Annotated in this window: 11 protein-coding genes; 1 reads left to right on the forward strand and 10 read right to left on the reverse strand. The window is 52.9% G+C overall.

Annotation, left to right across the window (positions count from 1 at the left end; genetic code table 11):
- Window positions 1-105: 105 nt before the first annotated feature.
- Complete coding sequence (locus tag GC101_RS10010; RefSeq protein ID WP_171717131.1) at window positions 106-909, forward strand: alpha/beta hydrolase; 804 nt, start codon at window positions 106-108, stop codon at window positions 907-909.
- 235 nt (window positions 910-1144) lie between these two features.
- On the opposite strand, the gene argH is transcribed toward GC101_RS10010, so the two are convergent.
- The 10 genes from argH to secA all read right to left on the reverse strand — a co-directional run bounded on the left by argH (window position 1145) and on the right by secA (window position 15604).
- Complete coding sequence (gene argH, locus GC101_RS10015) at window positions 1145-2560, reverse strand: argininosuccinate lyase (RefSeq protein WP_171717132.1); 1416 nt, start codon at window positions 2558-2560, stop codon at window positions 1145-1147.
- Between the two features lie 137 nt (window positions 2561-2697).
- Window positions 2698-3933, reverse strand: a complete 1236-nt coding sequence (locus GC101_RS10020; RefSeq protein ID WP_039302739.1) for an argininosuccinate synthase — start codon at window positions 3931-3933, stop codon at window positions 2698-2700.
- A 687-nt stretch (window positions 3934-4620) separates the two neighbouring features.
- Window positions 4621-5589 carry an ornithine carbamoyltransferase gene (gene argF / locus GC101_RS10025; protein WP_171717133.1) on the reverse strand — a complete coding sequence of 323 codons (969 nt, stop codon included), beginning with the start codon at window positions 5587-5589 and terminating at the stop codon, window positions 4621-4623.
- Entirely contained in the window at window positions 5586-6878 is a 1293-nt protein-coding gene (argD, locus tag GC101_RS10030; protein WP_246354262.1) for an acetylornithine transaminase, read from the reverse strand. Before argD ends, argF begins: the two co-directional genes overlap by 4 nt.
- Before the next feature lie 151 nt (window positions 6879-7029).
- Complete coding sequence (gene argB / locus GC101_RS10035; RefSeq protein WP_171717134.1) at window positions 7030-7845, reverse strand: acetylglutamate kinase; 816 nt, start codon at window positions 7843-7845, stop codon at window positions 7030-7032.
- Between the two features lie 112 nt (window positions 7846-7957).
- Window positions 7958-9190 (reverse strand): bifunctional ornithine acetyltransferase/N-acetylglutamate synthase, encoded by a 1233-nt coding sequence (argJ, locus tag GC101_RS10040; protein WP_171717190.1) that lies wholly within the window; start codon window positions 9188-9190, stop codon window positions 7958-7960.
- A 22-nt stretch (window positions 9191-9212) separates the two neighbouring features.
- Entirely contained in the window at window positions 9213-10262 is a 1050-nt protein-coding gene (gene argC, locus GC101_RS10045; protein ID WP_171717135.1) for an N-acetyl-gamma-glutamyl-phosphate reductase, read from the reverse strand.
- Between the two features lie 189 nt (window positions 10263-10451).
- Window positions 10452-11336: a YitT family protein gene (locus tag GC101_RS10050; protein WP_042140219.1), complete on the reverse strand. Its 885-nt coding sequence runs from the start codon at window positions 11334-11336 to the stop codon at window positions 10452-10454.
- Between the two features lie 97 nt (window positions 11337-11433).
- A protein-coding gene (gene prfB, locus GC101_RS10055; RefSeq protein WP_340985084.1) for a peptide chain release factor 2 occupies window positions 11434-12547 on the reverse strand; the annotation gives its coding sequence in 2 pieces (ribosomal slippage) (window positions 11434-12474 and window positions 12476-12547; 1113 coding nt in all).
- A 552-nt stretch (window positions 12548-13099) separates the two neighbouring features.
- Complete coding sequence (secA, locus tag GC101_RS10060) at window positions 13100-15604, reverse strand: preprotein translocase subunit SecA (RefSeq protein WP_076246415.1); 2505 nt, start codon at window positions 15602-15604, stop codon at window positions 13100-13102.
- Window positions 15605-15683 lie beyond the last annotated feature (79 nt).

Raw genomic sequence — 15683 nt, forward strand, 5'->3', positions numbered from 1 at the left:
TCAACTCCGGCACCAGCAATGCTTGCAAGGAATAAATCTAGAGATTTCTACAATTTATATCGTTTAGCGGCTGTGCTATTATTTGGGCTGAAAGGGGATATGCAAATGGCTTTAATCGAATGCAAGTTTTATTCGGAAGTGCTGGGGCTGAACACCTCGATGACCGTGATTCTGCCGCAGCAGACCACTACACAGATCGGAATGAGCAACGTGTCACGGGGGAATCTTCACCCTACGCTATACTTGCTGCACGGCTTATCTGATGATGATTCGATCTGGCTGCGCCGGACCTCGATAGAGCGTTATGTAGCACAGATGGGCATTGCCGTTGTTATGCCTCAGGTCCACCGCAGCTTCTACACGGACATGGCGGCAGGCGGGCGGTATTGGACATTTATCAGTGAGGAGCTGCCGGCGCTGGCCCGTTCGTTCTTCCCGTTGTCAGCAAAACGCGAGGATAACTTCGTAGCCGGGCTGTCGATGGGCGGTTATGGAGCGATGAAGCTGGGGCTGCGCAAGCCGGAAGACTGGGCTGCTGCCGCGAGTCTGTCGGGTGCGCTGGATATGGCACATAATTTCTTGAACGGGGAAGATCCCGCGCAGAAGACTAAAGAATATGTGCAGATTTATGGAGACAAGGACATTGCCGGCACATCTGAAGACCTGCTGTGGTTATTGAAGGAAGTGGACCGCTCCAAAGGGCCGAAGCCCCTTCTCTATCAGTGCTGCGGCACCGAAGATTTCCTCTATGAGGACAATCAGACGTTCCGTAAGGCCTGCTCCAAGACCAAGCTGTCACTGACTTACGAGGAAGGGCCGGGCGAGCATGAATGGGGATATTGGGATACCAAGATCCGTGATGTACTGAACTGGCTGCCACTGGGCAAAGTAAAGTCCGCTGACTTGTAAGCGGGTACCCGCCACGCAAGTGAATTATAACTTTATTCCCTGCAAAAAAAGACTGTCCTCCCGCATCCTATCGATGCGGTAGAGGACAGTCTTTTTGAAAAGATAAGAATTTATATGCTTTGCACAATAAATGCTCCTTATCTTTCTCGCTGAAACGATACCGTCCTTATTAAAGGACAGCACAGCCGTTTCCACTTGTTGATTCAGTTATATCCGCTGCCAGCTTAGCTGCTTCTTATTGTGCAGCATTCCCATGCTGCACAACCCATTCATTGGCGGCCAGCAGAGCCGCCTCGGCCCGTTCAATGGCTGCCTGCACCTGAACAGTAGCTGTGCCGCCGTATACGTTACGGGCGTTCACAACCGCCTCCGGCTGCAATACACCGTAGATCTGGTCATCGAACAGCGGCGAGAACTGCTTGAATTCCTCCAGCGTCAGATCCAGCAGGAATTTGCCTTCGTTAATGCAGTACAATACCGTCTTGCCGATAACTTCATGCGCCTGACGGAAAGGCAAACCCTTGCCCACCAGGAAGTCAGCGATATCGGTCGCGTTAGAGAAATCGGTATTCACGGCTTCGCGCATCCGCGCCTTGTTCACCTTCATCGTGGAGATCATCGGCGCGAACAGCTGCAGCGCTCCTGTCAGCGTGGCAACCGTATCGAACATGCCTTCCTTGTCTTCCTGCATATCCTTGTTGTAGGCCAGCGGCAGCGATTTGAGCACGGTCAGCAGTCCGATCAGGTTGCCGTAGACACGGCCTGTCTTGCCGCGCACAAGCTCCGGCACATCCGGGTTCTTCTTCTGCGGCATGATGCTGCTGCCGGTGCAGAAGGCATCGTCCAGCTCTACGAAGCTGAACTCCGTGCTGCTCCACAGCACCAGCTCTTCGCTGAGCCGGGACAGGTGAGTCATCACCAGCGCTGCGTTGGCCAGGAACTCAACGATGAAGTCTCGGTCGCTGACGGCGTCCAGGCTGTTCTCATAGACGCTGTCGAAGCCCAGCTGCTCTGCCACGAAGTGGCGGTCAATCGGGAACGTCGTTCCCGCCAGCGCCCCTGCACCCAGCGGCAGCACGTTGATCCGCTTGTAGCTGTCGGTCAGGCGCTCCGCATCGCGGCGGAACATGGATACATAAGCCAGCAGATGATGCGCGAACAGAATTGGCTGAGCGCGCTGCAGATGGGTGTAGCCCGGAACAATGGTCTCCACATTGTCCTTGGCTTGCCCGATCAGCGCTTCCTGCAGCTCATGCAGGAGAGCCACCAGCTCTACTACACGGTTACGCAAGTAGAGATGCATATCCGTCGCTACCTGATCGTTACGGCTGCGGCCGGTGTGCAGCTTGCCGCCGACCGGACCGATCTCTTCGATCAGATTCTTTTCAATATTCATATGAATATCTTCATCGGCTACGGAGAACACAATCTCTCCCGCACGCACCTTATCCAGTACCTTATTCAGTCCGTTCTTGATCGTCTCCACATCATTTTGCGGCAGAATCCCGCATTTGCCCAGCATCGTGACATGCGCCAGACTGCCCTGCACATCCTCTTCTGCAAGTGCCTTATCGAATCCGATGGAAGCCGTATACTCCTCCACCAGCTTGTTCGTTCCCTTGGTAAAACGTCCGCCCCACAGCTTGCTCACCTGTTGTTTCCTCCTCGATTGACGTTAGAAGGGCCGCCCCTGTCCGGATGGGAGGAACGGCCTTCTTCTGTCCGCTTATATTGTGTGATACTTTATAAATTCTTATATTTTGAAAAACCGCTAAGAGCTACATGCTGCTACTTGTTGGACTCTGCTACGCCAGCCGATACCTTTAGGCGCAGAGCGTTCAGACGGATGAAGCCAGTGGCATCTCCCTGATCATATGCCTGTGTAGGATCTGCTTCCATAGTAGCGATATCCGGGTTGTACAGGCTGACCGGACTCTTCACACCGGCCCCAATGATATTGCCCTTGTACAGCTTGACGCGTACAGTACCGGTTACGTTCTTCTGGCTTTCCTTCACCAGAGCCTGCAAGGCAAGCCGTTCAGGAGCGAACCAGAAGCCATTATACACAAGCGTGCTGTAACGGGTGATCAGACTGTCGCGCAGGTTCATGACTTCACGGTCCATGGTGATCGACTCCATTTTGCGGTGAGCGGTGAACAGGATCGTGCCGCCAGGTGTTTCGTACACGCCGCGGCTCTTCATGCCGACAAAACGGTTCTCCACCATATCGACGCGTCCAATGCCATGCTTGCCGCCGAGCTCATTCAACTTCTCCATGACTTGCAGCGGCGATAACGGTTCGCCGTTCAGCGCTACACAGTCGCCCTTCAGGAAGTCCAGCTCCAGATATTCCGCTTCATCCGGAGCATCTTCCGGCGCATTTGACAGCAGGAACATTTCTTTGTTCTCCGGTGCGCTTGGATCAAACCAAGGATCTTCCAGCACGCCGCTCTCATAGCTGATATGTAACAGGTTACGGTCCATCGAATACGGCTTCGCTGCTGATGCTTGTACCGGAATACCGTTGGCTTCAGCGTAAGCGATCATTTCCGCGCGTCCCGGGAACTGGTTACGGAACTCTTCAAGACGCCAAGGAGCAATCACTTTGATGCTTGGGGACAAGGCTGCGGCGTTCAATTCGAAACGCACCTGGTCATTCCCTTTGCCGGTTGCCCCGTGAGCAATAGCAGTTGCGCCTTCGGCGATGGCGATGTCCACCATACGCTTAGCAATCAGCGGACGGGCGATACTTGTGCCCAGCAGGTATTGGCCTTCATAAAGCGCACCCGACTGGAACATCGGGTAGATGAAATCATTCGCGAATTCGTCGCGCAGATCATCAATGTAGACTTTGGAGGCACCGGTGGCAAGGGCTTTCTCCTCCAGGCCGTCCAGCTCTTCCTTTTGGCCGATATCGGCTGTAAAAGCAATAATCTCCGCGTCATAGGTTTCTTTCAGCCATTTCAGAATGACTGAGGTATCCAATCCGCCTGAATAGGCGAGGACGATTTTTTCTTTTGCCATGGGGGTGCAACTTCCTTTCAGTATGGGGGGTGTTATAAGATCAACTGCAATCTCATAATCGGGTTCTGGACGTCACTGCAGAGAATATTTGGACTTTCGGCCGCTGTTGTCTCCAGATATCTTTGAATATACCGCGTAGCGGCGGACAATATCCGGAGACAAAGGCGGACGCTAACGCTCCTACAGTTCCAAAATTCCCTTTCGATCCTTCTCCCCCTCTTATTTCAATCCAGTTCATCTTATATAGGTTTGTATATAAGATAAGATCCAAACAGGATTACCCCTGTTTTACTCTACGATTCAAACAACTAACAGAACTTACATAGGCCTAGTAGAATGTCAGATTTAAACTAGAAAAACTACTTTGGTAATTGGCTGCTGAGGGTTTGCAGTAACCCGATTACGGTATATATGCAGGCTTAATTGTACTTTATACAACTAAATCGTCTGATTTCCAACCGATTATCCATTTAGTTGTATTTCGTACAATTAAACTGCCAGTTGTACGCGGTTTTCACCAATTCGGGCAGATTTAGTTGTACAGACTACAGTTATAAGAGGCAAGCCTCCCTTTTCGCTGTTTTTAATTGCACAGTATACAACTATCACTGAATTTCACTTGGATCTGAATACATCAATTGCTTCTTTGTTGTATTAAATTACTTCTTTAGTTCTGGTTGTACTAGTCTAGCCCATCAAAGCAGCCATAAGCGCCTTCTGCGCATGCAGGCGGTTCTCCGCCTGATCGAAGATGACGGAGTTCGGTCCGTCGATGACACCGGTGCTGACCTCTTCCTCACGGTGGGCCGGCAGGCAGTGCAGGAACAGATAGTCGCTTTTGGCACCCTTCACGAGCTCCTCGTTGACCTGATAATCCTTGAACGCCGCCTCACGCGCCAGCTGCTCGGCTTCGAAGCCCATGCTCGCCCATACATCCGTATAGATCACATCAGCGTCCTGTACCGCCTCCTGCGGGCTGCGGGTAACGGTGATGACCGAACCTGTCCCCTCAGCGATCTCGCGCGCCTCGGCCACTACAGCCTCATCTGGCTCATATCCTTCCGGTCCGGCAATCGAGACATGTACGCCCAGCTTGGCACCGCCGATCAGCAGGGAATGCGCCATGTTGTTGCCGTCACCGATATACGCGAGCTTCAAGCCCTTCAGCTTGCCCTTGTGCTCGTACACGGTCTGGTAATCCGCCAGCACCTGGCACGGATGCGCCAGATCGCTCAGGCCGTTGATAACCGGAACGGATGCATAACGGGCCAATTCTTCCACTTTATCATGGCCGAAGGTACGGATCATGATACCGTCCAGATAACGCGACATCACCTGCGCCGTATCACCAACCGTCTCACCGCGGCCGAGCTGGATATCATTTTTGCTGAGGAACAGCGCATGACCGCCCAGCTGATACATCCCCACTTCAAACGACACACGTGTACGGGTAGAGGATTTCTCGAATATAAGACCGATCGTCTTACCCAGCAGCGGCTGGTAGACTTCGCCATTCTTGGCTTTGCGTTTCAGCTCAATCGCCAAATCAATCAAATACGTGATTTCCTCCGGGCTGTAATCATTCAGCTCCAGAAGATCACGTCCCTTGAGCTGTGCGGCAATAGCCTCTGTAACGCCCGTTGTTCCCTGACTCATGAATCTGCCTCCCCGTTTCCTTTGTTAGCATAAGTATGAATTAGTTCCGAAAGGATGTCCACCGCCTGGTCGATCTCCTCGCGGGTTACGTATAAATTAGGTAGCAGGCGAACGACATTCGGTCCAGCTTGAACGAACAGCAATCCGCGTTTCTGTCCGGCCAGCACAATCTCTGCCACTGGTTCTGCACATTCGATTCCGATCAGCAGGCCTTTGCCGCGGATATCCTTCACGAACGCAGTGTCCGCCAGCTTCTCTCTAAGCAAACCGGTCAGATAATCGCCCATCTCAGCAGCCCGCTGCGCCAGCCCGTCTTCCAGCATCGTCTCAATCGTTGCTTCCATAACCGCTGCCGCCAGCGGTGTGCCGCCGAAGGTAGTCGCATGACTGCCCGGGCTGAACGCTTCACGAAGGTAACCCTTGCCCAGCATAACACCTGCCGGGAAACCGCTGGCCACGCCTTTGGCCAAGGTGAAGATATCCGGCTCAATGCCGTAATGCTGATGGGCGAACAGCTTGCCGGTACGGCCCATACCAGTCTGTACTTCGTCTACGATCAGCAACAGCCCATGTTCCTTGCACAGCGCGACTACAGCGTCCAAGAAATCCTGCTGCACCTCAATTACACCGCCCTCGGCCAGCACCATCTCCAGCATGATTGCTGCCGTATGCTCCGTAATTGCAGCTTTCAGCGCCTCCAGATCATGGAGAGGCACGGTCTTGAAGCCTGCCGGAAGCGGCAGGAAGCCTTCTTTTACCTTCGCCTGCCCTGTTGCTGTCAGTGTAGCCAGCGTGCGGCCGTGGAAGGACTGCTCGAACGTGATTACTTCGTAGCGGTCCGCACCCTTCACCTTCTGGTGATACCGGCGCGCCAGCTTAATCGCTGCTTCATTCGCTTCCGCTCCGCTATTGCAGAAGAATACCTGGTCCGCGCAGCTGTTATCTGTAAGCAGCGCAGCAACCCGGTCCTGGCCCGGAATGTGGAACAGGTTCGAGACATGCCACAGCGTATCAATCTGTTCCTTCAGCTTCGCGCCTACCTTCTCCGGGGCATGGCCCAGGCTGGTTACAGCGAGCCCGCACATGAAATCCAGATATTTGTTCCCCTGATCATCCCACACCCAGCTGCCCTTGCCCTTGACCAGACTAATATCATATCTGGCGTACGACGGGAATACCGCACTCAGCTTGGCAGGAGCAGCAGCGGCCCCCTGTTCCTTCGTTTCTACAGAACGTTCCTGCGGCGCCCCCGTCAAAGAATCCTTATCTGCCTGTGTAAGCTCACTCATTCTCAGTCACTCTCCCACCATGCTGCTGCCGGATTACCGTCAGCGCTTCTAATTTACTCTCCACTACACCAGATACCCATCTGCCAGATGCCAATCAGATCAACCTTGCACTCTCTATACCACTCCGGCAGCTAAGCTGCTAACTGCATAATTATCGGACAATCCGCGTCCCCAGCTCTTCGCCCTGCAGCACCCGGCTGAGCACATTCGGCTCTTTGCCGTCGACAATGACAACCTCGGACACCTTGCCCTGAATGCAGTCCATCGCAGCACGCACTTTAGGAATCATTCCGCCGTAGATTTCACCATCCGCAATCAGTTCCTCAATCTGCGCCACCGTCACAGACGGGAGCACAACCTTCTCTCCGTCCAGCACACGCATAATTCCCGGCACATCCGTAACCACGATCATAGTAGGCGATTCCACAAAAGATGCCACCGCTCCGGCAGCTGTATCCGCATTAATGTTGTAACGCTGACCACCGCCGTCCACACCGATAGGTGCAATTACAGGAATGTAGCCCATCGCGAGGATACCCGTCACAATCTCCGCTCTGACCTCGGTTACTTCTCCCACCATACCCAATACATCGCTGTTCGCAACCGGACGCGCCATAAGCAGGTTGCCGTCAACTCCGGATAATCCGAGCGCCTGCCCGCCGGTGGCTTGAATCCGGCGGACAATCGCCTTATTAATGCTTCCAGCCAGCGTCATCTCTACCACATCGAGCACTTCTTCCGTCGTCACCCGCAGGCCGTTTACGAAGCTGCTCTCAATCCCAAGCTTCTCCAGATTCCCCGAGATCGCCGGACCGCCGCCATGAACAATGACAGGCTGAACCCCGCTTCGCTGCAGCTCCCGCAAATCCTCAAAGAACGAATCCGGCAGCGCAGCCAGCGTACTCCCGCCGCATTTCATCACGAACAGGCCACTGCCAGGCTGCTTCTCTATAGGTTCAAACGTCATCTCTCAGTTACCTCCCTATATAAGCTGAACTTAAGATACTAACTTAAAGCTCAGTCGTCACTACGGTGAATATTTGGACTTCCGGCCGCTGCCCGCCACCAACCAGCGCAGATCAGGTGCGGTACGCGGCATTAATGCGCACATAGTCGTAAGTGAGGTCGCAACCCCAGGCTGTAGCACTTCCGCTTCCGTCTGACAAGGTTACGGTGATCAGCACGGTATCACTTTTTTGCAAATAATGCAGCGCCTTCTCTTCGTCAAAAGCCACCGGACGCGACGTCCGCAGCACCTCTATATCTCCCAGCTTAATGTCTACCTGCTCCGGCGATACCGGCACTCCCGCACGGCCTACAGCGGCGATAATCCGTCCCCAGTTGGCATCCGCCCCGAAGATCGCTGACTTCACCAGACTCGATCCTACGACAGTCTTGGCAATAGCTGCAGCAGCTTCATCATGCACCGCACCATTCACCTGCACTTCGATCAGCTTCGTTGCGCCTTCCCCATCACGGGCAATCGCCATCGCCAGACTCCGGCACACATGCGTGAACGCCGCCGCAAAAGCCTCCCAATCCGGATGCAGCCGCGTCAGCTTCTCATTCCCCGCCAGGCCGCTCGCCATAGTGACCAGCATATCATTCGTGCTAGTATCTCCATCCACTGTAATCATATTAAAAGTAGAGTTGGTCGCGCTACGCAGCAAGCTGAGCAAATCCTCGGCATCAATGACAGCATCTGTTGTCATGAAGCCCAGCATCGTCGCCATATTGGGATGAATCATCCCCGAACCCTTAGCCGCGCCGGCGATCAATACCTCTGAACCGCCGACCGTCAGCTTGACACAGCTTTCTTTTTTGACCAGATCCGTTGTGAGAATCGCCTGGCTGAACTCCTCTGCACCGGCAGCGCCGCCATCCAGCTTCTCCGGCAGTCCGGCAATGCCGCTGCGCACACAGTCCATCTTCAGCAGCTCTCCGATTACCCCGGTCGAGGCTACCGCAACATCCAGCTCGTTCACGCCCAAATAACGGGCAGCTGCAGCGCGCATCTCATACGCATCCGCTTCACCCTGGTCACCTGTGCAGGCATTGGCATTTCCGCTGTTCACGATTACCGCCTGCAGTGTCCCGTTCGCCAGACTCTCCCGTGTCACCTTCAGCGGAGCCGCCTGAAAAACATTCGTGGTAAATACCGCAGCAGCCGTCGCCGGAACCTCGCAGAGGATAGCTCCGAGGTCGTTACGTTCGGTTTTTTTGAGACCGCAATGCAGCCCTCCTGAAGTGAAACCCTTAGGTGTAGTAATACTTCCGCCTTCCACGACGGTATATAGTTTGTTCTCGCTCATGTTATAGTTTGACCGCTGCACTTTATGGATACACTGGTGTGTAGCCAAGACCGCGGGTTTCCTCCCATCCCATCATCAAATTCAGGTTCTGAATCGCCTGTCCTGCAGCGCCTTTAACGATATTGTCGATGACCGACACAATGGTGACCCGTCCGGTACGTGCGTCTGTCGCGAAGCCGATGTCGCAATAGTTCGATCCGCTGACTTCCTTCGTCGCCGGAACCACTCCGGGCTCACGCACCCGCACATACGGTCTGCCTGCATAATACTTACGGTATAACTCCACGAGCTCCTGCTCGCTGTGTTCTCCGGTCAGCCCGGCATACATCGTGCTCATAATTCCCCGGGTCATCGGCACAAGATGCGTAGTGAACGTTACCGTTACTTTTTCCCCGGCGATATCCGTAAGCACCTGCTCAATTTCCGGGATGTGCTGATGTTTGTTGATTTTGTAGGCTTTGAAGTTCTCATTGATCTCGGCAAAATGAACCATCAGGCTCGTTCCCCGTCCTGCCCCGGACACCCCGGATTTCGCATCAATAATGATGCTGTCCGGTTTGATCCAGCCTGCCTCAAGTGCCGGAACCAGTCCCAGCAGCGTAGCTGTGGGATAACAGCCGGGATTAGAGATGAAATCCACACCGGCCGCACGCTCGCCGTATACCTCGCATAACCCGTATACCGCCTGCTGCAGATAAGCTTCCGGAGGAGCGGGATGCTTATACCACTGCTCATACTCCGCGCCGTCCTTCAACCGGAAATCCCCGGACAGGTCGACGACCTTGAGTCCGGCTTCGAGCAGCTGAGGCACCAGCTTCGCGCTCACTCCCGAAGGCGTAGCTGTGAATACGACATCCGCCCTGTTGGCAATCTCTGCCGCGTCCACACCATCCAGATTACGCTGCACAATCCCTGTTAAATGAGGGAAGCCTTCCTCAATCGGCGCACCGGCGCTCGAAGAAGATATTACTGAAGTAATCTCTATATCAGGGTGGCTCTGCAGCAGCCTGATCAGCTCCACGCCCCCATATCCCGTTGATCCGACAATCGCCGCTCTCAGCTTGCCTGTCATTGTCATCCCCGCTTCCCGTTTCTGCTTTATATCATTATTACCTGTGAATAACCGTTCTGCAAATATGTATTATTATACGACCGAATTAATATAAATACAACATGTAACGTTAACTTTATTCCGATATTCCCACTGGAAATGGCCATGCCTTTTATCAAAAGAAAAGCGCAGAGCTCCCCTAAAGGGAGTCTACGCTTCTCTTTTGAAACCTTCGCCCAGCACTTCATGGGCTTCCGTAATAATTACAAATGCACTCGGATCTACCGAGCGGACGATCGCCTTGAGTCTCGTAATTTCATTCTGGCCTACCACCGCCATCAGCACGGTACGATTATCTCCGGTGTAGCCGCCTTGCGCATTCAGCTTGGTCAGCCCGCGGTCCAGATCATTCAGAATCGCCTGCGAGATATCCTCCGTCTGATCGGAGATGATATACGCTACCTTCGTGGTGCTGAAGCCTACCTCCAGCGCATTGATTACCTTGCCCGTCACGAACAGCCCGATCAGTGCATACATTGCCTGTTCCATGCCCAGCACAAAAGCAGCCAGTGTAATCACCGTACCATCCAGCAGCACGACGGACAGCGAGAAGCTGAAGCCGGTAAGCTTTTGAATAATCTGCGCGAGTATGGTCAGTCCGCCCGTAGATCCGCGCCCGCGGAAGACCAGGCCAAGCCCCAGACCCACACCAATTCCTCCATATATAGAGGCAAGCAGCGGATTCGTAGTCGGTACCGGACCATCCTTGGTCAGGAAGATAAACAGCGGCAGCACAAAGCTCCCCAGCAGCGAGCGGATACCGTACTGTTTACCGAGGAATATGACCCCGAGAATAAAGAGCGGAATATTAAGCGCCCACTGGGTAAAAGCCGGCTCCGCCCCAAACCAGGCCTCGGCAAGCACGGATAACCCCGATACCCCGCCGGAAGCAATCTGGTTCGGGAGGAAGAACAGGTTGAACGCCAGCCCCGTAATCAGCGAGCCGATCAGAATGAGCGCAATATCCACTGTATGACGCAGCGGCCCGTTTAGCGGGATGAGCGGAGGTTTGTTGCGTGAATTGATTTTTTGCATGGATGCCCTGCTCCTTAGATGTGATCTTACTGTCCTTGTTATTCTTTTCAGAAAAAAATCCCTACACCTCCGAAGACGCGTAGGAATATCCATGCCCTTATTCAGTTTCCGTCTTAATCTGACTGCGCAGGTAGCCGTCAATGAAGCCATCCAGGTCGCCGTCCATCACCGCTCCGACGTTGCCCGTTTCTACAGAAGTGCGGTGATCTTTCACCATGCTGTAGGGGTGGAACACATAGGAACGAATCTGGCTGCCCCAGGCAATCTCCGATTGTTCGCCGCGGATCTCATCGAGATGCGCCTGCTGCTCCTGGATTTTGCGCTCATAGAGCTTGGAACGCAGCATCTTCATCGCTTGTTCCCGGTTCTTGATCTGCGAACGTTCATTCTGGCAAGTTACCACGACTCCGGTTGGCAAGTGGGTAATCCGCACCGCTGAGTCCGTAGTATTGATATGCTGACCGCCCGCGCCGCTGGCCCGGTACGTATCAATCTTCAGATCCTCTGTACGGATATCTACTTCCACATCGTCCGCAATCTCCGGTACCACATCGCAGGATACGAAGGAGGTATGCCGTCTGCCCGAAGAGTCAAAAGGCGAAATGCGCACCAGACGGTGAACACCCTTCTCCGCCTTCAGGTATCCATATACATTGTAGCCTTTAATCAGCAGCGTTACACTCTTGATGCCTGCCTCATCGCCCGGCAAATAATCGAGCACATCTACCTTGAAGCCCCGCTTCTCCGCCCAGCGTGTATACATGCGCAGCAGCATCTGGCCCCAGTCCTGGGATTCTGTTCCGCCTGCACCGGGATGCAGCTCCAGGATCGCATTCAGCTTATCGTACGGCTGATTGAGCAGCAGCTGCAGCTCGAACTCATCTACCCTGCTGCTTACACTGCGGATCGTTCCGGCAATCTCAGACGCAAGCGCGTCATCGCCTTCTTCATCCGCCAGCTCCGCCATCATCGATGCATCGTCATAATCCTGCTGCAGCTTATCGTATTGATCGACCACCGACTTCACGGCGTTCATCTCGCCAATAACGCTTTGCGCCTTCTCCGGCTCATCCCAGAACCCGGGCGCTGCCATCTTTTCTTCAAAGTTCGCTATAATCTCCAGCTTAAGGTCTAAGTCAAAGTGACCCCCTAAGATTGGTTAGTTTCTTGCCTATTTCACGCAGGTCCTGCTTCACATTAGGATCGATCACTTGGATCACATCACCTTTCAAAATAAAATATTGCGCCGGCCGCTGGGTTTGGAGGTTTTGCGGACAGGGGGAGATGCAGCTTCTGCCGCTGCATCATTGCTCTTAAGAAATGCCTATCGGTGTACGCCGTAACTGCGGGGAATGTTTGGACTTCCGGCCGCTGTTAGGATTGAATTTCCTCATTCAAACTGCTCATCGCAGTAGAAATTCAATCCTAGCATATGCTTTCGAAGCCAGCTTTCCTACGGAAAGCTCTTAGGCGGACACTGACGCTCCTACAGTTCCAAACTTCCCCTCCGTCACTTCCACCACAATTTCAGTTCTAAAGAGCCAATCCGTTCGCTTCGCTTGAAGCAATCGACCCATTCCTTCAATCATCCAAAAAAGCGGCCGGGCCGCAAACGGGGAGTCCCCCGGGCCCAGCCGCTTTTATTGTCATTATAACCTAAGTGCCAGTGAACAAAACTCGAAGTGCATTACGGTGAAACGTGCTCGCAGATTTAATGCCTGCTCGCTATTCCACCAGAATCAGACAATTGAATTTCTTCTCTCTTACGCCTGACCGTGACAGTTCTTGTATTTCTTGCCGCTGCCGCAAGGGCATGGATCATTACGGCCGACTGTAGATTCCACATGCACCGGACGTTTCTCAGCAGGCTCAGCGTTCGTGGAGATCTTATCTTCTTCCACTACCGACTGACGCTCCTGATTCGCCTCGATGTGCGCCTTCATAATATAGGTCGCCACTTCTTCCTGAATGTTCGCAGTCATGGCATTGAACATTTCGAAGCCTTCGAACTGATATTCGCGAAGCGGATCGGTACCGCCGTAAGCACGGAGGTGAATCCCTTGACGAAGCTGATCCATGGCATCGATATGATCCATCCATTTGCTGTCTACGGAACGAAGTACAATAACCTTCTCGAATTCACGCACCAGCTCAGCACCGAGACGTTCTTCACGTGCTGCATATTTCTCCAGTACACGGCCAAAGATGAATTCGATGATTTCTTCTACTTCTTTGCCCCATAGATCATCACGGGTCAGTGAATCTTCCTCCAGCAATTTGCTGTTCACGTAATCTGCAACTTCCTGGAGCTCCCAGTTTTCCGGGATATCGTCACTGCAGTGGGCATTAACAATACGGTCAACGACAGGTTTGATCATTTCCACTACAATGTCTTTGATATTGTCAGACTCGAGAATTTCGCGGCGCTGTTTGTAGATAATCTCACGCTGCTGATTCATCACGTCATCATATTGCAATACGACTTTACGGATATCAAAGTTGTTGCCTTCCACCCGTTTCTGGGCAGATTCAACCGCTTTGGTAATCATACGGCTCTCAATCGGCTGATCTTCTTCGAATCCAAGGCGGTCCATCATGTTCAACACGTTATCCGCGCCGAAACGTTTCATCAGTTCATCCCCAAGTGACAGGTAGAACTGTGTGGAACCCGGGTCACCCTGGCGTCCGGCACGTCCGCGCAGCTGATTATCGATACGGCGTGATTCATGACGTTCTGTACCAATAATATGCAGACCGCCAAGATCGGTCACGCCTTCGCCCAGTACGATATCCGTACCGCGTCCAGCCATATTCGTAGCAATCGTTACGGTTCCCGGCTGACCGGCAAAAGAGATGATTTCAGCTTCTGCAGCATGATGCTTCGCGTTCAGCACCTGGTGTCTGACACCTTTGCGCTTCAGCATTTCAGATACGCGTTCGGAGTTCTCAATCGATACCGTACCTACAAGCACCGGCTGATTCTTTTTGTGGCGTTCCACAATTTCAGCGACTACAGCGTTGAACTTGCCATTCTCGCTTTTGTAGACCACGTCAGGCATATCGACACGCTGATTAGGTTTGTTGGTAGGTACCTGGAGGACTTCCAGACCATAGATCTTCTTGAATTCCTCTTCTTCCGTCTTCGCAGTACCGGTCATTCCACCTAGCTTGCGGTACATACGGAAGTAGTTCTGGAAGGTGATTGTAGCCAGCGTCATGCTCTCATTCTGGACTTCAATCTCTTCCTTAGCTTCGATAGCCTGGTGCAGCCCGTCGCTGTAACGGCGGCCCTGCATTAGACGTCCCGTGAACTCATCGACGATCATAACCTCGTCTTCGTTGACCACATAATCTACATCGCGGCGCATAATTGCATTCGCCTTCAGCGCTTGTACGATATGATGGTTCAGCGTAACGTGACTGTGATCATACAGATTCTCTATGCCAAAAGCACGCTCAGCTACAGCAACGCCCTTCTCGGTTAAGGCAACAGACTTCACCTTGATATCAACAGTGTAGTCTTCTTCAGCAGTCAGCTTCTTCACGAAACGGTCTGCCGCATAATACAGCTCTGTCGATTTCTCAGCTTGTCCGGAAATGATCAGAGGTGTACGGGCTTCATCGATGAGGATGGAATCGACTTCGTCAATAATACAGAAATACAGCGGACGCTGTACCATCTGTTCCTTATAGAGCACCATGTTGTCACGCAGATAGTCAAAACCAAACTCATTATTCGTGCCATACGTAATATCGCAGGCATATGCTGCTTGTTTATCATTATGGTCCATGCCGTTGAGGTTGACCCCAACCGTCATGCCCAGAAAGTTATAGATTTGCCCCATTTGTGCGCTGTCGCGCTGAGCCAGATAATCATTTACGGTTACGACATGCACGCCTTTGCCCAAGAGTGCATTCAGATATACCGGCAGTGTACCTACCAGCGTCTTGCCTTCCCCGGTCTTCATTTCGGAGATCCGGCCTTCATGCAGCGCCATACCCCCAACTAACTGAACGTCAAAATGCCGCATGCCCAGCGTCCGTTTGGAAGCTTCGCGTACGGTTGCAAATGCCTCGGGAAGAATCTCTTCCAAGGTTTCACCCTTCTCAAGACGGGCACGGAACTCTACTGTCTTAGCCTGCAGCTCTTCATCCGTAAGCGATACGAAATCCGGCTCCAAACCATTGATTACTTCGACCGTCTTCATGAGACGTTTGACATCACGTTCATTAACGTCGCCAAATATTTTTTTAACAAGTCCTAGCATGGTTAACCCCTTTCATGCAACACAGATGGTGGAACCGAGCCCATCCTCAACAAATTGAAAGGGCCATATATGATTTCGA

Origin of the sequence: Paenibacillus phytohabitans, assembly GCF_013141775.1 — a bacterium.
Lineage (GTDB): Bacteria > Bacillota > Bacilli > Paenibacillales > Paenibacillaceae > Paenibacillus_AQ > Paenibacillus_AQ phytohabitans.

Bases quoted from the DNA above. Each gene is read 5' to 3' on its own strand.
- GC101_RS10010 (WP_171717131.1), top strand. From the start codon at position 106: ATGGCTTTAATCGAATGCAAGTTTTATTCGGAAGTGCTGGGGCTGAAC.
- GC101_RS10020 (WP_039302739.1), bottom strand. From the start codon at position 3,933: ATGGCAAAAGAAAAAATCGTCCTCGCCTATTCAGGCGGATTGGATACC.
- argF (WP_171717133.1), bottom strand. From the start codon at position 5,589: ATGAGTCAGGGAACAACGGGCGTTACAGAGGCTATTGCCGCACAGCTC.
- argD (WP_246354262.1), bottom strand. From the start codon at position 6,878: ATGAGTGAGCTTACACAGGCAGATAAGGATTCTTTGACGGGGGCGCCG.
- argB (WP_171717134.1), bottom strand. From the start codon at position 7,845: ATGACGTTTGAACCTATAGAGAAGCAGCCTGGCAGTGGCCTGTTCGTG.
- argJ (WP_171717190.1), bottom strand. From the start codon at position 9,190: ATGAGCGAGAACAAACTATATACCGTCGTGGAAGGCGGAAGTATTACT.
- argC (WP_171717135.1), bottom strand. From the start codon at position 10,262: ATGACAGGCAAGCTGAGAGCGGCGATTGTCGGATCAACGGGATATGGG.
- GC101_RS10050 (WP_042140219.1), bottom strand. From the start codon at position 11,336: ATGCAAAAAATCAATTCACGCAACAAACCTCCGCTCATCCCGCTAAAC.
- secA (WP_076246415.1), bottom strand. From the start codon at position 15,604: ATGCTAGGACTTGTTAAAAAAATATTTGGCGACGTTAATGAACGTGAT.